This is a genomic window from Micrococcus sp. ACRRV (genome assembly GCF_022346985.1).
In the GTDB taxonomy this organism is placed as follows: domain Bacteria; phylum Actinomycetota; class Actinomycetes; order Actinomycetales; family Micrococcaceae; genus Micrococcus; species Micrococcus porci.
Map to the genome: position 1 here is coordinate 1 of NZ_JAKRNH010000029.1, position 23,021 is coordinate 23,021.

A 23,021-nucleotide genomic window follows, 5' to 3' on the forward strand; every position below is an offset into this window, starting at 1 on the left:
TAGCGTGGGACATGAAGGCCTTCTGTTCGCGTGAGCGGTTTCTTGACAACTCCACTCTCGCAACAGGAGGCCTTCGCCTGTCAGCTGCTCACGCAACAACGTCCCTGGACATCACACCTAGACTGCCCCCATGGACGTCACCGAGACCGCCGAGAACCCCCCAGCCCCGCGCGCGCACCACGCGGCGCACGCCCTGCCCGGGGACCGCTCCCTCTCCTGGTACGCACGCCCGCTCGGCACCGCCTGGATGCTCCTGATCACCTCGATCGTGGCGGTCACGGCCACGATCATCATCATCGTGGAGCGCTCGATCCTCGCGGAGAACCCGAACTACAGGACCAGCTGCGACATCAACCCCTGGCTCTCCTGCGGCACGGTGATGCAGTCCTGGCAGGCGCACACCTTCGGCTTCCCGAACACCTTCGTCGGCATCGTCGCGTTCCCGGTGCTCATCACGGTGGCCGTGTCCCTGTTCGCCGGCGCCCGCTTCGCCCGCTGGTACTGGGTGCTGATGAACGTGGGGATCCTGGCCGGCTTCGCCTTCGCCGCGTGGCTCTGGTACTCGGCCGTGTACTCGATCGGCACCCTGTGCCTCTACTGCATGATCGTCTGGGCGATGGTCATCCTGCAGCTGGTGCTGGTCACCTCGCGCAACCTGCAGACCGGCGCCCTGCCCTCCTCCCCCGGTCTCGCGCGCCTGGCCCAGGACTTCGCCTGGCCCGTGATCGTGCTCCTCTACGCGCTGGTCTTCGCCTCCATCCTGCTGCAGCTCGGCCTGGGCGTGATCGGGATCCGCTGACCCTCTCCGACGCTCGACGACGACGGCCGCCCACCGATGCAGGTGGGCGGCCGTCGTCGTCCCGGGGCGTGCGCACCGGGGAGGGGAGGGTTCAGGCGAACCAGATGGCGAGCTCGCGCTCGGCGGAGAGCGTGGAGTCGGAGCCGTGCACGAGGTTCTTCTGCACGCCCGCACCCCAGTCGCGGGCGTAGTCGCCGCGGATGGTGCCGGGGGCGGCCACCGTGGGGTCGGTGGCGCCGGCCAGGGAGCGGAAGCCCTCGATCACGCGGTCGCCGGCCAGGCGCAGCGCGACGACGGGACCGGAGCCCATGAACTCGAGGAGGGGTTCGTAGAACGGCTTGCCCTCGTGCTCCTCGTAGTGCGCGGCGAGCATCTCGCGGGTCGGGACCAGCATCTTCAGGTCGACGACCTCGTAGCCCTTGCGCTCGATGCGCGCGATGATCTCGCCGGTCAGGCGACGCTTCACACCGTCGGGCTTGACGAGGACGAGGGTCTCTTCGGGGTGATGGGTCATGGCGTGCTCCTGTTCGGGAAGGGGGGCGCGGCTCACGGGTGCCGTCGCATCCACCCTAGTTGCCGCCCCGGGCGCCGGGCGCCGGGCCCGGGGCGGGAGGCGGCGGACGGCGTGGAGCCGCTCACGTCCGGGGGCCGGCCTCCTCGGGGTGGGAGGCCTCCCACGCGGCCTGGGCGCGGGCCCGGGCGGCGTTCTCCCGGTCGATCTGGTCGCCCTTGGTGATCGCGTACCACCAGGTCAGCGCGAACAGCGGGCCGATCACGAACATCGAGTACTCCCAGAACCCGGACGCGATCAGCACCGCCTGGATCGCCCAGCCGATCGCCACCCCCAGGGGCCTCCGGACGAGGGCGCAGTCCAGGACGGCGACGGCGGCGAGGGCCGTGAACGCGACGGCCACCCACGGGGCGTGGTCGGCCCCGCGGTTGAGGCCGAACAGCGTCATCCCGAGGAAGAAGAGCAGCACGGCCTCCAGGCACAGCACGGTGGAGGCGAACATCGCGCGCACCGACCGTGCGCGCTTCCGCTGCCCCGGCCGCCAGGCGCGCTGGGTCTTCGTCTCCCGTGCAGGGCGCCAGTCCTCGGCGCCGAAGCGCTCGTCGGCGGGGCGCCCGGGGCGCGGCTCGGTCGGTCCGCTCATCGGGTGTGCTCCTCTCGGTCGTCCAGCAGCTCCAGGACCTCGGGGTCCACGGCGTCCTCGTCGTCGTCCTCGAGGCCGACGGCCGCGAGCAGGTCCGCGGGGTCCATGCCGCGGGCGGCCACGGTGACCGGTCCGGCGTGGGCCGGCGCGCCCAGCAGGGACCGGACCTCGGCGGCCAGGGTGATGGAGCCGAGCACGAGCACGCCGCCGGCGGTGCCGGAGGCCAGGGCGTCGGCGCTGGTCTCCACCGCCTCGGCCCGACCCACGGCCCACTCCAGCGCGTCCGGCACGGACTCGGTGATGAAGAGGTCGTCCTCGGGCCAGCCGGCGTCCACCGCGAGCGCGGCCAGGTCCCCGGCGGGGATGGCGCGCGGCGAGGCCGATTGGGTGAGCGCGACGTCCGAGACGAGGTCGCCGAACTCGCGGTGGAGGACCTCGAGCATGGTGCGGGCGTCCTTCTCCTGCAGCACGCCGACCACCAGGGCCAGGCGGGTGAAGGAGAAGACCTCCTGCACGGCCCGGGCGGTGACGGCGACGCCGTCGGGGTTGTGGGCGGCGTCCACGACGACGGTGGGCGCGGTGCGCAGCACCTCGAGCCGGCCGGGCGAGGTGACCTGGGCCAGGCCCTCGCGGAGCAGCTCGACGTCCAGGGGGCGCTGACCGCCGCCGAGGAACGCCTCCAGGGCGGCGACGGCGACGGCGAGGTTCTCCGCCTGGTGCGCCCCGTGCAGGGGCAGGAACAGCTCGCGGTACTCGTCGGCGAGGCCGCGCACGTCCACCTGCTGGCCGCCGACGGCGAGCCGGCGCTCCAGCACGCCGAACTCGACGCCCTCGAAGCGGAACGGCACGTCGGCGGCGCGGGCGGCCTCGAGGAGGACCTGGGCGGCGTCGGCGTCCTGGGCGGCGGAGACCAGGAAGCCGCCCGGCTTGATGATCCCGGCCTTCTCCTCGGCGATCTCCGCCTCGGTGTCGCCGAGCAGGTCGGTATGGTCGAGGGAGATGGGGGTGACCACGGAGACCGCGCCGTCGGCGACGTTGGTGGCGTCCGTGATCCCGCCCAGGCCCACCTCGAGGACGACGACCTCGACGGGGGCGTCCGCGAACACCGCAAAGCCGAGCACGGTGAGGGCCTCGAAGTACGTCAGACGGGGTTCGCCGGCGGCCTCCAGCTCGGAGTCGACCGTGTGGACCATGGGGAGGATCTCGCCCCAGACGCGCACGAAGTCCTCGTCGGCCACGGGCTCGCCGTCCACGCTGATGCGCTCGGTGACGCGCTCCAGGTGGGGCGACGTGTAGCGGCCGGTGCGCAGGCCGTAGGCCCGCAGCACCGCCTCGATCATCCGGGCCGTCGACGTCTTGCCGTTGGTGCCGGTCAGGTGGATCACCGGCGCGGCGTGCTGGGGGTCACCCAGCAGGGCGAGCACCCGGCGCACGGGGTCCAGGCGCGGCTCCATGCGGTGCTCGGGGGCGCGGGCGAGCAGGTCCGCGTAGACCTCCTCGACCGTGCCGGGCACGCGGCCCTCGGCGGGGGCGCTCATGCCTGGGCCTTCGCGACGGCGACGGCCACGGTCTTCATGGCGTCGTCGGCGGGGTCCCGGCGCGGGTCCGCGGCGCCGGAGTCCACGAGGTCCAGCTCGACGGTGAGGGTCTCCTGCGCCACCAGATCGCGATGGGACTCGAGCGCGGCGACCACGGGCGCCGGGCCCTCGATGCGGGTGCGCACCCGGTCCGCGACGTCCAGGCCGGCGTCCTTGCGGGCGGCCTGCACCGCGCGGATGACGTCGCGCGCGACGCCCTCGGCGGCCAGCTCTGCGGAGACCGCGGTCTCCAGGACCAGGAACCCTCCGCCGGGGAGCACGCCCACGGCGGTGCCCTCCGGGGCACCGGTCGAGACGGTGCGCAGGTCGTAGAGCTCGGGCGCCAGCGTCACCACGGCGCCGTCGGCGAGGGTCACGTCCAGGCCCTGCTCCCCCTCGGCGTAGGCGCCGGCGTCGACCGCCTTCTTGATCAGCGGGACCTGCTTGCCGAAGTGCTTGCCCAGCTCGCGGAAGTTGAGCTTCAGCTCGGTGCCGATGCCGTACCGGGAGATGGCCTCCTCGGAGAGCTCGGTGAGGCGCACCTCCTTGAGGTTGAGCTCGTCCGCCACGATCCGCGTGAACGTGCCCTCCAGCGCGGCCGCGTCCGGCACGACGACGGACATCGCCGCCAGCGGCAGGCGCACGCGGCGCTTGGCCCCCTTGCGCAGGGCCGAGCCCGCCGAGGTGATGGACCGCACCAGGTCCATGCGGGCCACCAGGGCGTCGGCCTCCGGGCCGTGCGGGAACAGGTCCGCGTCGGGGTAGTCGGTCAGGTGCACGGAGCGCCCGCCGGTGAGGCCGCGCCAGATCTCCTCGGCCACCAGCGGCAGCAGCGGGGCCGCGGCACGGGTGAAGGCCTCCAGGACGGTGTAGAGGACGTCGAAGGCGACGGTGTCCTCGGCGAAGAAGCGCTCGCGGGAGCGGCGGATGTACCAGTTGGTCAGGGTGTCCATGAAGGCCCGCAGCGCGTCGGCGGCGTCGGAGACCTCGTAGGCGTCCAGGGCGGCCTTGACCTGACGGAGCATGGTGCCGCAGGCGGCGAGCACGTACTGGTCCAGCGGGTCCTCCGCGGTGTGCCGCTCGGACGCGCGGTACCCCTCCGGGCGCGCGCCGCCGTCGTGCGCGGTGTTGGCGTACAGCGTGAAGAAGTGCCACGCGTTCCACAGCGGCAGGATGACCTGGCGGGTGGCCTCGCGGATGCCCTCCTCCGTGACGATCAGGTTGCCGCCGCGCAGGATCGGGGAGGCCATGAGGAACCAGCGCATGGCGTCGGAGCCGTCGCGGTCGAGGACCTCGGTGACGTCCGGGTAGTTCCGCAGGGACTTGGACATCTTCTGCCCGTCCGAGCCCAGCACGATGCCGTGGGAGATCACGTGGGAGAACGCCGGCCGGTCGAACAGGGCGGTCGCCAGGATGTGCATGGTGTAGAACCAGCCGCGCGTCTGCCCGATGTACTCCACGATGAAGTCCGCCGGGTTGTGCGTGGGGAACCAGTCGGCGCGCTCGAACGGGTAGTGCACCTGGGCATAGGGCATGGAGCCGGAGTCGAACCAGACGTCCAGGACGTCCTCGACGCGGCGCATGGTGGCGCCGGCCGCCGCGGCCTCCGGGTCCGGGTGCGGGCGGGTGAGGTCGTCGATCCACGGGCGGTGCAGGTCCACCTCGCCGTCGGCGTTGCGGGGCAGGCGGCCGAACGCCTCCTCCAGCTCGGCCAGGGACCCGTAGACCTCCTGGAGCGGGTAGTCCGGGTGGTCGGACTCCCACACGGGGATCGGGGAGCCCCAGTAGCGGTTGCGGGAGATCGACCAGTCGCGGGCGTTGGCCACCCACGTGCCGAACTGGCCGTGCTTGACGTTGCCCGGGATCCAGGTGATGTCCTCGTTCAGCTCCAGCATGCGGTCCTTGACCTTCGTCACGGACACGTACCAGGAGGTGATGGCCCGGTAGATCAGGGGCGTGCGGCAGCGCCAGCAGTGCGGGTAGGAGTGCTCGTAGGAGGCCTCGCGGGCGATCCGGCCGAGGGCGCGCAGGGCGCGGATGATGGTGCGGTTGGCCTCGAAGACCTGGACGCCGGCGATGTCCTTCAGGTCGCCGCGCCCCTGGCCCTCGCGGGCGAACAGCGGCAGGAAGCGGGCGCCCTCGTCCACGGAGAGCAGCACCGGGATGCCGTTGGCCTCGCAGACGCGCTGGTCGTCCTCGCCGTAGGCCGGGGCCTGGTGGACCACGCCGGTGCCGTCGTCGGTGGACACGTAGTCGTCCACGAGGATGCGGTGCACCCCGTCCAGGGTGAGCGTGCGGGCGCCGACCGGGAACGTCTCCCCCGCGTGCGCCTCGAACACGTCCGTGAACAGGGGTTCGTAGCGTAGGCCGCCCAGTCGGGCTCCCAGCACGGTGCGCTCGACGGCGGCGCGGGCCGCGTCGGCGTCGGCGTAGCCGAGCTCCTTGGCGTGCGCGCCCACCAGGTCCACGGCCAGCAGGAAGCGCTCGGCGGCGGCCACCGTGGCGCCCTCCGGGCCGGCCGGCACCACGGCGTACTCGATCTCCGGGCCGACGGCGAGGGCCGCGTTGGTGGGCAGCGTCCACGGCGTGGTGGTCCAGGCCAGGACGTGCACGCCGGCGAGCTCGTCCGCGAGCGCGGCGTCCGCACCGCCGGCCGGGACCAGGGCGGCGTCGTCGGGCAGGCCAAGGATCGGGAAGGACACCGTGACGGAGGGGTCCTGGCGCATCTTGTAGACGTCGTCGTCCATGCGCAGCTCATGGTTGGACAGCGGAGTCTCGTCGTGCCAGCAGTAGGGCAGCACGCGGAAGCCGCGGTAGGTCAGGCCCTTGCGGTGGAGCTCGGAGAACGCCCAGATCACGGACTCCATGAAGTCCGGGGTGAGGGTCTTGTAGTCGTTGTCGAAGTCCACCCAGCGGGCCTGGCGGGTGACGTAGCGCTTCCACTCCTCGGTGTACTTCAGCACGGAGGAGCGGCAGGCGTCGTTGAACCGGTCGATGCCCATGGCCTCGATCTCGGACTTGTCCGTCATGCCCAGCTGCTTCATGGCTTCGAGCTCGGCGGGGAGGCCGTGGGTGTCCCAGCCGAAGCGGCGCTCCACGCGGCGGCCCTGCTGCGTCTGGTAGCGGGCCACGAGGTCCTTGACGTACCCGGTGAGCAGGTGGCCGTAGTGCGGCAGGCCGTTGGCGAAGGGCGGGCCGTCGTAGAAGACGAACTCGTTCTGCGAACCGTCCTCGTTCACCGCGGGACGGGCGTCGATGGAGGCCTGGAAGGTGCCGTCCTCGTCCCAGTAGCGCAGGATGCGCTGCTCGATCTCCGGCAGCAGCGGGGAGGCGGGCGTGGCGCCGGCGGGGTCGGTGGAGGCGAGGGGGTACACGGCGGTCCTTCACGGGTCGGGGGTGCGGTCCGTGCGAGGACGCTCGTCGCGGCTCCGGGGAGCCGGGCGGGCGCGGTACCACCTCGCTTGCCGGGCGCGCGGCCCGACCTCTTCGTGACGGCTGTGACGGGCCTGCCCGTCCGGGTCTACTGGGGTCCGCGGGAGGGCCTGTTCTTCCGGAGGCTCGCCGGTGATGGCCGGGTCGACGCCTGTGGGCGCCAGTCTAGACGACGCACGCGGCGGCGCCGAAGGGGGCGCCGCCGCGTGACGGTGCTGGCCGGTCGAGCCGACCGCGGGCCCCGGGTCAGATCCCGCCGCGGACGACGGCGGCGTGGTCGCCGTCGAGGTCCACGTGGACGGCGTCGCGGCCCGAGGCCCAGAACAGGAGCTCGCCGACGGGGCCGCTGACGGTCACGGGGGCCTTCAGGGCAACGGCCTCGCGGGCCACCGTGACGGGGGCGCGGCCGGGAGCCTGGAGGACGACCGGAGCGGCGGACTTGCGCAGCAGCAGCGGGGCCATGCGGCGCAGCGAGCGGTAGAGGGCGTCCTCCTCGGAGGGCGTGAAGTCGCGGGGCGCGGGCGTCACGCCGCCGGCCACGGCCTCGCCGCGGCGGACGTCTTCGAGGTGGATGAAGTGCTCGGCGGCGTTGACGTGCCTGTCCGCCACGCGCATCGGATTCAGCGAGGCGGGGCCCTGGGACCACTCGCCGACGACGTCGACGTACTCGCGGCGCTTGGTGTGGGCGGTCAGGCGGTCCAGGTGGCCGGCGAGCGGCTTGACGAACATGGAGGCCATGGCGTCCGGGCGGTTCTCACGAAGCCACAGGTGGGCGGCGAGGTCCCGGGTGCTCCAGCCCTCGCAGAGGGTCGGGGCGTGGGGGCCCTTCTCGAGCAGGAGGTCAGCGAGGCGGGCGCGTTCGGCTGCGGCGAAGGTGGTCATGGGCACCACGGTAGGGAGCGGGCCGCGGCGCGGGCGAGGGGTCGACCGCGCCCGGCCTCGCATCCACCCGACGGGAGGGCTCAGCCTCCGGCGCCGAGGAGGATGCTCTTCCGGGAGATGCGGGTCATCTCCTCCCGGTCCACGACCTTCACCCGCTCCCGCGCCACCGGCCCGGCCTCCGTCGCCTGCGCGCCCAAGGACTTCTCATGGTCATCCAGAGCATGCCAACCAGCCCACGTGGTGTACGGGACCTCACGGGACTCCAGCAGCTCGATCACGGACTCTTCCGACGGCTCCTGAGCCCGCCACAGCCCCGGCTCGTCCTCGATCAGATGCGTGATCGTCTCCAAGGAGTCACCCTTGGTGTGCCCGATCAACCCCACCGGACCCCGCTTGATCCACCCCGAGGCATACAGCCCCGGCACCGGGGCACCGTCCGCGTCGAGCACCCGGCCCTCCGCGTTCGGGATCACCCCGCGCACCTCATCGAACTCCACCCCCTCCACCGGAGACCCGAAGTACCCCACCGCCCGGTACACCGCCTGCACCGGATAGTCCACGGTCTCCCCCGTCGGACGGACCCCACCGGAACCGTCCAACTCCATCCGGCGCATCCGCAGACCATCCACCCGGCCGTCCCCGTCCTCGTCCAGGAACTGCTCCGGGGCCTGCAGGAAATGCAGGTGCAGCCGACGCGAGGCGCTCTGCTGACGGTCCTCCTGCTCCATGAGCCAGTTCGTCAGCGTCCCCACCATGGTGCGGACCTGGTTGTTCTCCTCGATGGCCTGCTCCGAGGCCTCATCGAAGTCGAAGTCCTCCTCGTACAGCACGATGTCCACATCCCGGGAATGCGCCAGCTCCCGCAGCTCCAACGGGGTGAACTTCACCTGCGCCGGCCCGCGCCGACCGAACACGTGCACGTCTGTGACCGGGGAGGCGGCCAGGTCCCGGTACACGTTGTCCGGGATCTCGGTGGGCAGCAGGTCCTCGGCATGCTTGGACAGGATCCGGGCCACATCCAGGGCCACGTTCCCGTTGCCGATCACCGCCACCTGGGTGGCCTCCAACGGCCAGTGCCGCGGCACATCCGGGTGCCCGTCATACCAGGCGGCGAAGTCCGCGCCACCGAACGAGCCGGCCAATTCCACCCCCGGCACGTCCAGGGCCGCGTCCCGCACCGCCCCGGTGGAGAACACGATCGCGTCATAGTGCCGACGCAGATCCGCCAGGCTCAGATCCGTGCCGTAGTCCACATTCCCCAGGAAACGGATGTCCCCGCGGTCCATGACCTTGTGCAGCGCGTTCACGATGCCCTTGATACGCGGATGGTCCGGGGCCACCCCGTAACGGATCAGGCCGAACGGGGCCGGGTACCGGTCGAACAGGTCGATGCTGACCCGGAAGTCCCGCTCCTCCTTGGTCAGGATGTCCGCCGTGTACACCCCGGCGGGCCCGGCACCGATGATGGCGATGCGCAACGGGCGGTCGGGCCTCGAGGACGAGGGGGTCGGGGTCATGCTCGTGCTCCTTCGGAGGTCGGGTTCAGGGTCGAGATCGGGGCAGGGACACCGGCCGCAGGCGCGCCGGTGGCGTAGGGGCTCAGGCGCACGACGTCGCCCACGACGATCACGGCGGGGTTCTCCACACCGACGGCGGCCGCCTGCGCGGCGATGGTCTCCACCGTGCCCACGGTGACCCGCTGGTCCGGCATCCAGCCACGCTCGATGATCGCCACGGGCGTCGCGCCGTCGAGGCCGCGCTCCGTCAGTCGGCGCGCGGTGTCCGCGAGCCGGCGCACGCCCATCAGCAGGACGAGCGTGTGGTCGGCCCGGGTGGGCACTTCGGCCAGCTCTTCGTGGCCGGTCACCAGCGTGAAGCCGGTGGCGACACCGCGATGGGTGACCGGGATCCCCGCGGCGGCGGGCACCGAGACGGCGCTCGTGACACCGGGGACCACCTCGACGTCGACGCCATGGGCGCGGCAGTGCGCAGCCTCCTCGCCGCCGCGGCCGAGCACGTACGGGTCGCCGCCCTTGAGCCGGACGACGAGGCGGCCGGCCCGGGCCTCCCGGACCAGGACGGCGTTGATCTCGTCCTGCGTGGCCAGGTGGTTCCCGGGGGCCTTGCCGACCTCGATCACGGGCACCGCCGGGTCCAGCTCGGCCAGGAGGGCGCGCGGGCCCAGCCGGTCGGCGACCACCACGTCGGCCTCCGCGAGCAGCTGTCGGCCGCGCACGGTGATGAGCCCGGAGTCGCCGGGGCCGCCGCCGACGAGGGCCACGCGACCGGGCTCGGAGGACGCGCGCCGCCGGCGCAGCGGCAGCCGCCCCGTGGACAGGGCGAGGGTGATCGCGTCCTTCAGGGCGCGGGCGCGGCGAGGGTCTCCCCCGGCGTTGACGGCCACGGTCACGTCCCCGGCCCGGGCGACGGCGGGCGTCCAGGCGGCGGAGGACTCGGCGTCGGAGGCGTCGACACACCAGACGCGGCGGGCCTCGGCGTCGGAGGCCACGGCCCCGTCCACGGCCCGGTCGCCGGTGGCGGTCTGGGCGAACCAGACCCCGTCGAGGTCGGACGGGCGGTAGGGGCGGCGGTGCAGGGTGAGCAGGCCGGCCGCCGCCAGCCGCTCCACCTCCTCCCCCGGCTCCGGGGCCACCACGGTGACGAGCGCGCCGGCGTCGAGGAGGGCGCCCACGCGGCGGCCGGCCACGCGCCCGCCGCCCACGATCAGGACGGGACGGCCGAGCAGACGCAGGGAGGTGGGGTACAGATCGGACGCGGTCATCGCGTGCTCCCTTCCAGCAGCCCCTGGCGGCGCAGCATGCGCCGCTCGACGGGGCCGAATGCGGTCAGTTCGACGAGGACGCCGACGGCCAGGATGGCCAGGACGGCGCAGAGGACGACGGCGAGGTCGGACTCGGCCCGTCCCTGGTGGAGCAAGGTCCCGAGTCCGACGCCCATGGGCCCGCCGACGGCGATGATCTCGGCGGCCATGAGGCCTCGCCACGCGAAGGCCCAGCCCTGGCGCAGGCCGGAGACGAAGGCGGGCAGGGCGGCCGGGAGGACCACCAGCAGGGCGGTCTCGAGGCGCGAGGCGCCCAGCACGCGGGCCGCGCGACGCAGCTGCGGCGGCACCTGGTCCGTGCCGGTGGTGAGGCCGGCGACCACGGCGGGGACGGCGCCGGTGAGCATCACGAAGTACGCGGTGGCGTCGCTGAGGCCGAACCACAGCACCGCGAGCGGCACCCAGGCCACGTTGGGCAGCACCATCAGGGCCGTGAGCAGCGGGCCGAACGCCCGTCGCAGGACGCTGACCTGTCCGAGCAGCAGGCCCAGCCCGACGCCGACGACCACGGCGAGGGCGAAGCCCACGACGGCGCGGCCCACCGACGTCGCCACTGCCTGCTGGACGAGGCCCTGGGCCCACAGCGTCCCGAAGGCCCTGAGGACGTCGCCGGGACCGGTGATCGGCTCGCCGCGCGCAGCGGCCAGCCACGCGGCGACCTGCCAGATCGCCACGAGCAGGACGACGGCGGCCACCGGGAGCAGGACCCGGCTCCAGTCCCACCCGGCCAGACCCGTCCGTCGGGTCGAGTCGACGGCCTGGAGCGCGTCGAGGCCGCTGTCGAGCTCGCGCAGCTCGTCGTCGGCGGCGGCCCCCGGCGCGCGGCCGGGGGCGTCGAGGGTGGGGGTGTCAGTGCGCATGGCGACGGATCTCCTGACCGAGTCGGGCGGTGATGGCGGCCGTGAGGGCGGCCGCGGCGGGCGCGTCGTGGTGGGCGGCTGCGGGCACGTCCCATTCGGCGACGACGCGACCCGGCCGTGAGGACAGCAGCAGCACCCGCTGGCCGAGGCGGACGGCCTCGGCCACGTTGTGGGTGACGAACACGACTGTCCGACCGGTCTGCCGCCACACGCGCTCGAGCTCGACGTGCAGCAGGTCGCGGGTGATCGCGTCCAGCGCGGCGAACGGCTCGTCCATGAGCAGCAGGGGGCGGTCCTGGGCGAGGGCCCGGGCCAGGGCGACGCGCTGGCGCATGCCGCCGGAGAGCTGGTGGGGTCGCAGGTCGGCGGCGTCGCCCAGATGGACGAGGCGCAGCAGCTCCCCGGCACGCTCCCGACGCCCCGCTGCGGGCACGCCGGCGAACCGGAGGGCGAGCTCGATGTTGCCGCGGGCGGTGAGCCACGGGAAGAGGGCGGCGTCCTGGAACATGAACGCGGCCCCCTCCCGGGGGGTCTTGACGACGCCCGCGGTGGGCGCCTCGAGCCGGGCGATGAGGTTCAGCAGGGTGGACTTGCCGCATCCGGAGGCGCCGAGCAGGCAGACGAACTCGCCCGGCTCGATCCGCACGGAGACGTCCTCCAGCACGGGCGTGGGCCCGCCGAAGCTCTTGCCCACGTCCTCCATCACCACGGTCATGACCGCTCCCCTCGCGCCGTCGTCATCCGGATCAGGCCTCGTCGCCGCCGCGCACCATGCCGGCGGCGAGCGTGGCCCCGTCCTGGGGGTCGATCACGAGGAACGCCCCGGTGCGCCGATGCACGGCGTAGGGCTCCACGGGCAGCGGCGCGGCCAGGTGCAGGCGCACCTGTCCGATGTCGTTGAGCCCGAGGGTCTCGGCCGGGTCGAGCCGCAGGGTGTCCAGGTCGAGCCGGCCGGCCACCTCCTGGACGAGCGCCCGGACGACGGCGGTGCCGTGCTTGACGAGGACCTGCTGCCCGACGCGCAGCGGCGCGGCGGAGAGCCAGCACAGCGCGGCGGCCACCTCCGCGGTGGGGCGCGGGGCGGTGTCCGCGGCGGCGATCGTGTCCCCGCGGGCCACGTCCACCTCGTCGGCCAGGCGCAGGACCACCGACTGCGGGGAGGAGGCCTCCTCGAGGGACTCCCCGGCGGCGTCCACGCCCACCACGGTGGTGGTGCGCGCCGGCTGCCCCGGGGTGAGGACGGCGACGGCGTCCCCGGGCCGGACGGTGCCCGCCACGACCTGCCCGGCGTAGCCGCGGTAGTCGCGGAACACCTCGGGGTCGAGGCCGGGGGCCAGGGCGCCCTGGGGGCGCACCACGAGCTGCACCGGGAAGCGGAAGGAGGCCGCGGCGTCGTCCTCGGCGTCCGCCCCGGGCAGGGACTCGAGCAGCTCCATGAGCGTGGGGCCGGTGTACCAGTCCGTCCGCTCGGAACGGGTGACCACGTTGTCGCCCTGGAGGGCGGACACCGGGACGCTCACCGCGTCGGAGAGGCCGAGCTCCCGGGCCACGCGCCGGACGTCCTCGGCGATCGCGGTGAAGACCTCCTCCGAGTAGTCCACGAGATCGATCTTGTTGACGGCGACGATCACCTGCGGCACCCGCAGCAGGGCCACCACGCTGAGGTGGCGCCGGGTCTGCTCCACCACGCCCTTGCGGGCGTCCACGAGCAGCACGACGGCGTCGGCCGTCGAGGCGCCCGTGACGGTGTTCCGGGTGTACTGCACGTGCCCCGGGCAGTCGGCCAGCACGAAGGTGCGCCGGTCCGTGGCGAAGTACCGGTACGCGACGTCGATCGTGATCCCCTGCTCCCGCTCGGCGCGCAGGCCGTCGGTCAGCAGCGCCAGGTCCAGCCCGCCCTCGGCGCCGCCGAAGCCGCGCTCGGCGGAGGTGCGGGCCACGGCCTCGAGCTGGTCGGCCAGGACGGCCTTGGAGTCGTGCAGGAGGCGGCCCACGAGGGTGGACTTGCCGTCGTCGACCGAGCCGGCCGTGGCCAGGCGGAACAGGGTCCCGGCGGGGGCGTGCCGGTCCAGCAGTGCGGTGCTCATCAGAAGTACCCGTCCTTCTTGCGATCTTCCATGGCCGCCTCGGAGATGCGGTCGTCGGCGCGGGTGGCCCCGCGTTCGGTCAGGGTGGAGGCGGCGACCTCGAGCACGACGTCCTCGACGGTCGCGGCCTCCGAGAGGACGGCGCCGGTGCAGGACATGTCGCCCACCGTGCGGTAGCGCACCGTCCGCGTGGTGACCTCCTCGCCCTCGGCCGGCCGGGAGTGCTCCCCCACGGCGCGCCACATGCCGTCGCGGCGGAAGACCTCCCGCTCGTGCGCGTAGTAGATGGAGGGCAGCTCGATGCCCTCGCGGGCGATGTACCGCCACACGTCCAGCTCGGTCCAGTTGCTGATGGGGAACGCGCGGACGTGCTGGCCGGGGGTGTGACGGCCGTTGTAGAGGTTCCACAGCTCGGGGCGCTGGTTGCGCGGGTCCCACTGCCCGAACGCGTCCCGCAGGCTGATGATCCGCTCCTTGGCCCGCGCCTTGTCCTCGTCACGGCGGCCTCCCCCGAAGACGGCGTCGAACCGGTTGGTCCGGATCGTGTCCAGCAGGGGGGTGGTCTGCAGGGTGTTGCGGGTGCCGTCGGCGCGCTCACGCAGCTCGCCGCGGTCGATGTACTCCTGCACGGAGCCCACCACGAGCCGCAGGCCGAGCCGCTCCACCGTGCGGTCGCGGAACTCGAGGACCTCGGGGAAGTTGTGGCCGGTGTCCACGTGGACCACCGGGAAGGGGATCCTCCCCGGCCAGAAGGCCTTCGCGGCCAGGTGGAGCATCACCACGGAGTCCTTGCCGCCCGAGAAGAGCATGGCGGGGCGCTCGAACTCGGCCACCACCTCGCGGATGATGTGGATCGCCTCGGCCTCCAGGGCGTCCTGGACGTCGGGCCCGGCGGGGCTCACGGTCCCCGGGTCGGGGGCATGGGTGAGGGTCATCGTGTCTCCTTGGTCTGTCTCGGGAGCGGCGCTCAGACGTGGATGCCGCACTCGGTCTTCGCGGTCCCGGCCCAGCGCCCGGCTCGCGGGTCCTCCCCGGGGGCGACGGGGCGGGTGCAGGGGCGGCAGCCGATCGAGGGGTAGCCGTTCTGCAGGAGCAGGTTCACGGGCACGTCGTGGTCCGTGGCGTAGCCGACCAGGTCGTCGAAGCTCCATGGGGCGACGGGGTTGACCTTGACCATGCCGTGGGCCTCGTCCCAGCCCACCAGCGGGGTGTTCGTGCGCGTCGGAGCCTCGTCCCGGCGGACGCCGGTGAACCACAGGTCGTATCCGGCCAGCGCCCGGTTGAGGGGCTCGACCTTGCGCATCGCGCAGCACAGCCCCGGGTCGCGGGCGAACAGGTCCTTGCCGTGGCGCTCGTCCTGCTCGGCCACGGTCAGCTCCGGCAGCACGTCCACCACGGTGACGTCGAGGCGGCGGGCCACCTCGTCGCGCGTCGCGAGGGTCTCGGTGAAGTGGTAGCCGGTCTCCAGGAAGAGGACGTCCACGCCGGGCATCCGCTGCGCCACCAGGTGCGGCAGGACGGCGTCGGCCATGGAGCAGGCCACGGCGGCCCGGCGGAGGTCCACATGGCGGGCGGCCCAGTCGACCACCGCCTCGGCGGGTGCGTCCCAGCCGAGCTCGGCGGCGCCGGACTCCGCGAGCGCCTGCAGGCGCTCGAGGTCCTCGGTCGGACGGGTGGGGGGAACGGTGCTCATCGGAGGGCCTCCTCGTCGACTCGGTGCGCCCACCGGGCGAAGGTCTCGCCCGGCTCGCGCTGCTCGTCGTACCGGCGGACGAGGCGCTCGACGTAGTCGACCAGCCCGTCCGCGCGGACCTTCAGGCCGCGGACGCTGCGTCCGAGGCCGGCCTCGGCGCGGTCCACGGAGGCCAGCCCGCCGCCCAGGTGCACCTGGAAGCCGGGCGTCTGGCCGCCGTCGTCGTCCGGGAGCAGCTGCCCCTTCAGGCCGATGTCCGCGGTCTGGATGCGGGCGCAGGAGTTGGGGCAGCCGTTCACATGCAGGCTCAGCCGCTCGGGGAGGCGATCGGCGAGGTCGGCCAGGCGCTCCTCGAGCTGGGCGATCGCCGCGGTGGCGGTGTCCTTCGTGTCCACGATGGCGAGCTTGCAGAACTCCAGGCCCGTGCAGGCGATGGTGGAGCGGCGGAACACGGACGGCTCCGGGTCCAGCCCCAGCTCCTTCAAGCCGGCCACGACGGCGTCCACCCGGTCCCGCTCCACGTCCAGCACCACGATCTTCTGGTGCGGGGTGGTGCGCAGCCGCGTGGAGCCGTGGGCCTCGAGCAGATCCGCGAGGGCGGTGAGGGTCGTGCCGCTGGAGCGTCCGACGACGGGGGCGGCGCCGATGTAGAAGCGGCCGTCCTTCTGCTCGTGGACCCCCACGTGGTCGCCGGGACGAGTGGGCGGGGCCGGGGCGGGCCCGTCGGGCAGGGCGTAGCCGAGGTACTCCTCCTCCAGCACGGTGCGGAACCTCTCCGGCCCCCAGTCCTCGAGCAGGTACTTCATGCGGGCCTTGTTGCGCAGGCGCCGGTAGCCGTAGTCACGGAAGATGCTCACGACGGCGTGCCACACCTCGGGGGCGCGCTCGGCCGAGACGAAGGCGCCGATCCGGTCGGCCAGGCGGGCCTTCGTGGACAGGCCGCCGCCGACCCACAGGTCGTAGCCGGGGCCCAGCTCGGGGTGGACCACACCGATCAGGGAAACGTCGTTGATCTCGTGGACCACGTCCTGGGAGGGGTGTCCGGTGATGGCGGTCTTGAACTTGCGGGGCAGGTTGGAGACCTCGAGGTCGCCGATCCAGCGGTCCGCGATCTCCCGGATCACGGGCGTGGGGTCGATGATCTCGTCCGCGGCGATCCCGGCCACCGGTGAGCCGAGGATCACGCGCGGCACGTCGCCGCAGGCCTCGGTGGTGGACAGGCCCACGGACTCCAGGCGCCGCCAGATCTCGGGGACGTCCTCGACTCGGATCCAGTGCAGCTGGACGTTCTGCCGGTCGGTGATGTCCGCGGTGTCACGGCCGAAGTCGGTGGAGATCCCGCCGATCACGCGCAGCTGCTCGGTGGTGAGGTCGCCGCCGTCGATGCGCACGCGCAGCATGAAGTAGCGGTCCTCGAGCTCGTGGGGCTCGAGGGTGGCGGTCTTGCCGCCGTCGATCCCCTGCTTCCGCTGGGTGTACAGGCCCCACCAGCGGAAGCGGCCGTGCAGGTCGTCCGAGGGGATCGAGTCGAAGCCCTCCCGGGCGTAGACCTGCTCGATGCGCTCGCGGACGTTCAGGCCGTCGTCCTGCTGCTTGAACTCCTCGTTGTGGTTCAGGGGGGCGGTCCCGTCCACCTTCCACTGGCCGTGCGGCTTGGCGGAGGGACGGCGCGGGGTGCGCGCCGGCCTCGACGTCTCGTTCACCTGGGTCATGGCCGCCACGCTAGAAACCGGGCATGCCGGCCCCAAGATCGTCGACGCGGTTCGTCACGTTCCCGGGGCCGGGCCGCGGCGGGGACCCGGCCCGGCCCCGGTCGTGTGACGGACGGCTCAGCGGCCTCCGGCGGCTCCCCTCGGGGCCTCGGCGAGGGCGGACCGCAGCCGGTCCAGGGCGATCCGCGCCACCAGCGGATGCGGCAGCAGGGGGTCGGTGACCGCGTCCGCGCCGCTCTCGCCGAGTCGGTCGTGGAAGTACCCGGGGGCCAACAGGTGGGCGGCCACCACGGCGCGACGGCCGGTGGCGCGCACCCGGGCGACGGCGTCGGGCACCCGGGGGGTCGCCGCCGCCCCGAACGCCGCGGTCACGGGCAGTCCCGTGGCCCGGGCCAGGGCCGCGGCCAGGGCGTGCACCTGGGCCTGTCCGTCCGCGGCGCGGGTGCCGGCCGCCGCCAGGATGACGTCCGATGTCGCGGCCTCACCGGCCGGCACCGCCTGGGCCACCCGTTCGGCCAGAACGGTCACCAGGCGCGGCTCGACGTCGTCCCCGGCCCCGGCCAGCGGTGCGGCGGCGATCGTGTCGGGTCGGGCGGCCGCGGCGTGGTGGATGTCGTGGTGGACGTGGTGGCCCAGGGACAGCAGCAGCGGCACGATCACGGCCGGCTCCCCCGGGGGCAGGGCCGCCACGACCTCGTCGAGGGAGGGGCTCTGCACGTCCACGTAGGCCTCGTGGACCTGGGCGCCCGGCCCCTCGGCGTCCAGGAGGGCCGCCAGGTCGGCACGGAGGCCGTCGATCACGTCGCGGCCGGCCGCGTCGTGCGTGCCGTGGGCGCAGGCGATCACGTGCAGCGCGGGCGCGCTCATGCCGAGCCCACCGCGTCGGGCCACACGTTCCACGGCCCGCCGATCACCGGCGGATCACCTTGTGCTGGGCGGCCTGGGCGACCGGCCGCATCACGATCTGATCCAGGTTCACGTGGTGGGGCAGCTCGACGGCGTGGACGCACACCTCGGCGACGTCCTCGGCGGTGAGCGGCTTCTCCACGCCCGCGTACACGGCGTCTGCGGCGGACTGGTCGCCGCCCAGGCGGTTGCGGGAGAACTCCTCGGTGTGGACCATGCCCGGGAGCACCTCGATCACCCGCACGTTGTGCTCGGCCTCCTCCAGGCGCAGCGCGCCGGTGAGCCCGTGCTGGCCCATCTTCGCGGCGTTGTAGCCGGCGCCGCCCTCGTAGGCGGTGACGGCGGCGGTCGAGGTCAGGTTGAGCACGGTGCCCTCGCCGTGGGTGCGGAGCATGGGCAGGAACGCCTGGCACATCGTCAGGGTGCCGAGCACGTTGACGCGGTACATCCACTCCCAATCGGCGCGATTGCCCACGCCCACGGCGTCCGTGCCGAGCGCGCCGCCGGCGATGTTGACGAGGGTGTCGGCGCCGCCGTCGGCATCGACGCGCGAGGCCAGCGCGGCGACGGCGGCCTCGTCCGTGACGTCCAGGGCAGCGGGGACGACGTCGCCGCTCACACCCTCGGCCCGGGCGTCGGCAGCGAGGGTCTCGAGGCGCTCGGCCCGGCGGCCGACGGCGTACACGAGCCAACCGCGGCGGGCGAGCTCGAGGGCCGTGGCGCGGCCGATGCCGCTCGTGGCCCCCGTCACGACGGCGGCGCGGGCGGGGTTCTTCGCAGGTTCATGGGTGTGGCTCACGCCTCCGACCGTAGCCGAGCCGCGCCGTTCGGAGCACCGCCCGGATCACCTCCGCCAGGTCGACCGACTGGAAGGGCGGGACGTCCCGGGCGTCGTCGCAGGCCCGGCCCGCCGCCCCGGTCATGGGAGGATGGCGGGCATGGCTGAGAACACGCAGGGCACAGACACGCCCATCGACGCATCGACCCCGTCCACCCCCGCCGCCGGCGCCGTGGCCGTGCCGGACAAGCCGGCCCTCGAAGGCCTCGAGGAGAAGCTGACCGCCCGCTGGGCCGACGAGCGCACCTATGCGTTCGACACGCAGACCACCCGCGAGCAGGTCTACTCGATCGACACTCCCCCGCCGACCGCCTCCGGCTCGCTGCACGTGGGCCACGTCTTCTCCTACACGCAGACCGACGTGCTCGCCCGCTACCAGCGCATGAACGGCAAGAACGTGTTCTACCCGATGGGCTGGGACGACAACGGCCTGCCCACCGAGCGCCGCGTGCAGAACTACTACGGCGTCCGCTGCGACCCCGCCAAGCCGTACGTGGAGGGCTACCGACCGCCGGAGAAGCCGGCGAAGAACCAGCGCGACTGGGACGTGATCTCCCGCAAGAACTTCATCGAGCTCTGCGAGGAGCTCGCCGTCGAGGACGAGAAGGTCTTCGAGGACCTCTTCACCCGTCTCGGCCTGTCCGTCGACTGGGACATGACCTACCGGACCATCGACGACGTCTCCCGTGCCGTCTCCCAGCGCGCCTTCCTGGCCGGCATCGCCTCGGGCGACGCCTATCTGGCCGAGGCCCCCACCATGTGGGACGTGACCTTCCGCACCGCCGTGGCCCAGGCCGAGCTCGAGGACCGCGAGGTCCCCGGCGCCTACCACCGCTACGCCTTCACCGCTGCGGACGGCGAGCAGGTCTTCATCGAGACCACCCGCCCCGAGCTGCTGGCCTCCTGCTCCGGCCTGGTCGCCCACCCGGACGACGAGCGCTACCAGCACCTGTTCGGCACGACCGTCACCTCCCCGCTGTACGGCGTGGAGGTCGAGGTCTTCCCGCACCCGCTGGCCAAGCCGGACAAGGGCTCCGGCATCGCCATGGTCTGCACCTTCGGCGACCTCAACGACGTCACCTGGTGGCGCGAGCTGCAGCTGCCGACCCGCACCCTGATCGGCCGTGACGGCCGGTTCGCCCAGGACGTCCCGGAGTGGATCACCTCGGACGCCGGCCGACAGGCCTATGCGGACACCGTGGCCGGCAAGACCGTGTTCTCCGCCAAGCAGGGTGTGGTGGACGCCCTCACCGCGGCCGGCCTGCTGGACGGAGAGCCGAAGAAGATCATGCACGCCGTGAACTTCTACGAGAAGGGCGACAAGCCGCTCGAGGTCGTCACCTCCCGCCAGTGGTACATCCGCAACGGCGGCCGCGACGCCGACCGCCGCGCCGAGCTCATCGAGCGCGGCCGCGAGCTCTCCTGGCACCCGGAGCACATGCGCCACCGCTACGAGAACTGGGTCGAGGGCCTCAACGGAGACTGGCTCGTCTCCCGCCAGCGCTTCTTCGGAGTGCCGATCCCGGTCTGGTACCCGCTGGACGCGGAGGGTGAGCCGGTCTACGACTCCCCCATCGTCCCCGCGAACGACGCCCTGCCCGTGGACCCGGCCGCCGAGGCCGCTCCGGGGTATTCCGAGGACCAGCGCGACGTCCCCGGCGGCTTCACCGGCGACCCGGACGTCCTGGACACCTGGGCCACCTCCTCACTGACCCCGCAGATCGTGGGCCGCTGGTCCCGCGACGAGGCGTTCTTCAACAACGTCTTCCCGTTCGATCTGCGCCCGCAGGGCCACGACATCATCCGCACCTGGCTGTTCTCCACCGTGGTGCGTGCCCACGCCCTCCACGGCTCCGTGCCGTGGACGGACACCGCGCTCTCCGGCTGGATCCTCGACCCGGACCGCAAGAAGATGTCCAAGTCCAAGGGCAACGTGGTGGTCCCGACCGACATCCTGGACCAGTTCGGCTCGGACGCCGTCCGCTACTGGGCCGCCTCGGCCCGCCTCGGCGCGGACACCGCCTACGAGGTGGCGCAGATGAAGATCGGCCGCCGCCTGGCCATCAAGCTGCTCAACGCCGCCAAGTTCGTTCTGAACCTGGGCGCCACCCAGGACGCCGTCATCCGCACGGCCGACGACGCCGCGGCCGTCACCAACCCGCTGGACGCCTCCCTGCTGGCGCGCCTCGCGGTCACCGTGGAGCAGGCTACCCGCGCGTTCGAGGCCTACGACTACGCGCGTGCCCTCAACGTGACCGAGCAGTTCTTCTGGGCCTTCACGGACGACTACGTGGAGCTCGTGAAGGACCGTGCCTACGGCGGCCACGGCGAGGCCGAGCAGGCCTCTGTGGTGACCACGCTGGCCACCACCCTGGACGCCCTGCTGCGTCTGCTGGCCCCGTTCCAGCCGTTCGCCACCGAGGAGGTGTGGAGCTGGTGGCGCGCCGGCTCCGTGCACACCGCCGCGTGGCCGGGCGCCGCGGACGAGGTGGCGTCCCTGTCCTTCGCCGCCTCTGCCGGCGACGCCGAGGTCCTGCCCACCGTGGCGCAGGTCCTGGGCGGCGTCCGCAAGGCGAAGTCCGAGGCCAAGGTGAAGCAGCGGACCGAGGTGCGCTCCGCCGTGGTGACCGGGCCGGCCGAGTGGCTCGAGAAGCTGCGCGGCGGCCTGGCGGACCTCAAGGCGGCCGGCAACATCGCGGACCTGTCCCTCACGCAGGGCGAGGCCGGCGAGGCCGCGCCGCTGACCGTCTCCGACGTGCAGCTGGCACCGGTCGAGGACGACTGATCCCCGCCGCGCGTTCCCGGACGGTGTCTCGGGAGCGCACGCGGCACGACGACGGCCCCGTCGCCCGTCACGGGCGGCGGGGCCTTCGTCTGCCCGTCGCCGACGAGCGCAGCCGGACGTCAGCGGAAAATGAACTCAGGACACCCTTGCCTGAGTGAATTTCGGCACCGGATAAATCCTATTTCCCTCCCAGGTCCTCCCTGGCCGGCCACCCGAATCCCCTCGTAGCGTCCAGGCCGTGAACAGCCTCCCCCTGCACCCGCTGATGGTGCACCTGCCCGTCATCCTCATCCCGCTGACCGTGCTCATGGCCCTGCCGGCCGTGCTCTCCCGCCGCTGGTTCCAGTGGTCCGCCCCGCTGACGCTCGCCTTCTCCCTCGCAGCGGCGGTCGGCTCCGTGCTGACCGCGGCCACCGGTGAACAGCTCGCCGCGTCCGACGGCGAGGCCTCCGCCCTGCTGTGGCAGCATGCGCAGCTCGGTGAGAAGACCCGCAACCTGGCGATGCTCCTGTTCCTGCTCCTCCTCGTCTGGACCGCTCTGTCCTGGCACCGCTCCCCCGCCGCGCTGCGCCGCATCGGCGAGCGGATCCCCGCCCTCCACCTGGTGCTGGCGGTCCTGGTCCTGCTGGTCGGCGTGGCGGACGTGGTCGTCGCGGTCCAGGCTGGCCACGCGGGAGCCCAGCTCGTCTGGCAGGGCGAGGGCTCCGGGACGCAGAGCGGAGGCGGGCTGGGCACCGGCGGCGGCCGCCCCTGAGTCCCTGACGTTCCCGCCCCCGCCTGGCGACACGGAACGGCCCCGACACCTCGAGGAGGTGACGGGGCCGTCATCGCGCCCGTGGCAGGGGGCCCGCTGCCGTCAGCGTGGGATGTTCGTGGCCCGGAGCTGGTACGTCGTAGCGTACGTCGGACAGCCTGCCGCCGGATCGGAGTTCGTCGGGAGGCGGCGGCACCCCCGTGGGGTGTCGTGGTGCACGTCCCGGTCGTGTTCCTGCCGCATGTCTGAGTGCGGTCACCGCGGCAGGGGTGGACACTGAGAGGATGAAACCGACACCCGATCCCGCCCCGGCCGGCCGCCGCGCCTCCGATGGCTCCGCCCGGCGGATGTCCGCCGCCCTCGCCGCCATGGGCGTGCTCCACTTCGTCCGCCCCGAACCCTTCGACGGGCTGATCCCGCCGTTCCTGCCCGGCTCGGCCCGCGCGTGGACCCACGGCTCCGGCGTGGCCGAGCTGGCCGTGGCGGGTCTGCTGGCCGTCCCGCACACCCGGCGCGCGGGCGGACGCGCCGCGCAGGCGCTCTTCCTCGGCGTGTGGCCCGGCAACGCGTGGATGGCCTGGCGGTGGCGACGCCGGCCCTGGCCGGCGCAACTGGTCTCCCTCGGGCGGCTGCCCCTGCAGGTCCCACTGATCCGCGCGGCCGGCCGGGTGGCGCGCGGATCAGTGGGACCTGCAGGGGC

Annotated in this window: 19 protein-coding genes; 4 read left to right on the forward strand and 15 right to left on the reverse strand. The window is 73.2% G+C overall.

Going from position 1 to position 23,021, the window contains the following annotated elements; translation table 11 throughout:
- Positions 1–130: 130 nt before the first annotated feature.
- A complete protein-coding gene (locus MHY29_RS04835; RefSeq protein WP_239238470.1) occupies positions 131–799 on the forward strand; it encodes a vitamin K epoxide reductase family protein in 669 nt (222 codons plus the stop codon).
- A gap of 91 nt (positions 800–890) precedes the next feature.
- On the opposite strand, the gene ndk is transcribed toward MHY29_RS04835, so the two are convergent.
- The 15 genes from ndk to MHY29_RS04910 all read right to left on the reverse strand — a co-directional run bounded on the left by ndk (position 891) and on the right by MHY29_RS04910 (position 18,743).
- Entirely contained in the window at positions 891–1,313 is a 423-nt protein-coding gene (ndk, locus tag MHY29_RS04840) for a nucleoside-diphosphate kinase (protein WP_239238473.1), read from the reverse strand.
- 121 nt (positions 1,314–1,434) lie between these two features.
- Positions 1,435–1,953 carry a DUF4233 domain-containing protein gene (locus MHY29_RS04845; RefSeq protein ID WP_239238476.1) on the reverse strand — a complete coding sequence of 173 codons (519 nt, stop codon included), beginning with the start codon at positions 1,951–1,953 and terminating at the stop codon, positions 1,435–1,437.
- Entirely contained in the window at positions 1,950–3,491 is a 1,542-nt protein-coding gene (locus MHY29_RS04850; protein WP_239238478.1) for a folylpolyglutamate synthase/dihydrofolate synthase family protein, read from the reverse strand. The genes MHY29_RS04845 and MHY29_RS04850 overlap by 4 nt, the downstream gene beginning before the upstream one ends.
- Positions 3,488–6,904 (reverse strand): isoleucine--tRNA ligase, encoded by a 3,417-nt coding sequence (ileS, locus tag MHY29_RS04855; protein WP_239238483.1) that lies wholly within the window; start codon positions 6,902–6,904, stop codon positions 3,488–3,490. The genes MHY29_RS04850 and ileS overlap by 4 nt, the downstream gene beginning before the upstream one ends.
- Positions 6,905–7,208: 304 nt before the next feature.
- The gene (locus MHY29_RS04860; protein WP_239238485.1) at positions 7,209–7,844 is read right to left on the reverse strand and encodes a TIGR03085 family metal-binding protein; all 636 of its coding nucleotides are present in this window, start codon (positions 7,842–7,844) and stop codon (positions 7,209–7,211) included.
- A gap of 80 nt (positions 7,845–7,924) precedes the next feature.
- Entirely contained in the window at positions 7,925–9,361 is a 1,437-nt protein-coding gene (locus MHY29_RS04865; RefSeq protein ID WP_224355069.1) for an FAD-dependent oxidoreductase, read from the reverse strand.
- Complete coding sequence (gene cobA, locus MHY29_RS04870) at positions 9,358–10,626, reverse strand: uroporphyrinogen-III C-methyltransferase (RefSeq protein ID WP_239238487.1); 1,269 nt, start codon at positions 10,624–10,626, stop codon at positions 9,358–9,360. Before cobA ends, MHY29_RS04865 begins: the two co-directional genes overlap by 4 nt.
- Positions 10,623–11,546 carry an ABC transporter permease gene (locus MHY29_RS04875; protein ID WP_224355071.1) on the reverse strand — a complete coding sequence of 308 codons (924 nt, stop codon included), beginning with the start codon at positions 11,544–11,546 and terminating at the stop codon, positions 10,623–10,625. Before MHY29_RS04875 ends, cobA begins: the two co-directional genes overlap by 4 nt.
- Positions 11,536–12,261 (reverse strand): ABC transporter ATP-binding protein, encoded by a 726-nt coding sequence (locus tag MHY29_RS04880; protein WP_224355072.1) that lies wholly within the window; start codon positions 12,259–12,261, stop codon positions 11,536–11,538. Before MHY29_RS04880 ends, MHY29_RS04875 begins: the two co-directional genes overlap by 11 nt.
- A 31-nt stretch (positions 12,262–12,292) precedes the next feature.
- Positions 12,293–13,633, reverse strand: coding sequence for a sulfate adenylyltransferase subunit 1 (locus MHY29_RS04885; RefSeq protein WP_224355073.1), 1,341 nt, complete (start codon positions 13,631–13,633; stop codon positions 12,293–12,295).
- Positions 13,633–14,568 (reverse strand): sulfate adenylyltransferase subunit CysD, encoded by a 936-nt coding sequence (cysD, locus tag MHY29_RS04890; RefSeq protein WP_002855962.1) that lies wholly within the window; start codon positions 14,566–14,568, stop codon positions 13,633–13,635. The genes MHY29_RS04885 and cysD overlap by 1 nt, the downstream gene beginning before the upstream one ends.
- Positions 14,569–14,600: 32 nt before the next feature.
- The gene (locus tag MHY29_RS04895) at positions 14,601–15,326 is read right to left on the reverse strand and encodes a phosphoadenylyl-sulfate reductase (RefSeq protein WP_049146121.1); all 726 of its coding nucleotides are present in this window, start codon (positions 15,324–15,326) and stop codon (positions 14,601–14,603) included.
- On the reverse strand, positions 15,323–17,038 hold the full coding sequence (locus MHY29_RS04900) for a nitrite/sulfite reductase (protein WP_224355074.1): 1,716 nt from the start codon (positions 17,036–17,038) through the stop codon (positions 15,323–15,325). The genes MHY29_RS04895 and MHY29_RS04900 overlap by 4 nt, the downstream gene beginning before the upstream one ends.
- A 117-nt stretch (positions 17,039–17,155) precedes the next feature.
- Entirely contained in the window at positions 17,156–17,905 is a 750-nt protein-coding gene (locus MHY29_RS04905; protein ID WP_239238489.1) for a sirohydrochlorin chelatase, read from the reverse strand.
- A gap of 43 nt (positions 17,906–17,948) precedes the next feature.
- Positions 17,949–18,743 (reverse strand): SDR family oxidoreductase, encoded by a 795-nt coding sequence (locus tag MHY29_RS04910; protein ID WP_239238491.1) that lies wholly within the window; start codon positions 18,741–18,743, stop codon positions 17,949–17,951.
- Positions 18,744–18,882: 139 nt separating this feature from the next.
- Here MHY29_RS04910 and valS point away from each other — a divergent pair, with 139 nt between their 5' ends.
- The 3 genes from valS to MHY29_RS04925 all read left to right on the forward strand — a co-directional run.
- Complete coding sequence (gene valS, locus MHY29_RS04915; RefSeq protein WP_239238493.1) at positions 18,883–21,567, forward strand: valine--tRNA ligase; 2,685 nt, start codon at positions 18,883–18,885, stop codon at positions 21,565–21,567.
- Between the two features lie 238 nt (positions 21,568–21,805).
- Positions 21,806–22,321: a DUF2231 domain-containing protein gene (locus MHY29_RS04920; RefSeq protein ID WP_239238495.1), complete on the forward strand. Its 516-nt coding sequence runs from the start codon at positions 21,806–21,808 to the stop codon at positions 22,319–22,321.
- Positions 22,322–22,668: 347 nt separating this feature from the next.
- Positions 22,669–23,021: hypothetical protein (locus tag MHY29_RS04925; RefSeq protein WP_239238497.1), on the forward strand; the 353-nt coding region annotated here is incomplete at its 3' end.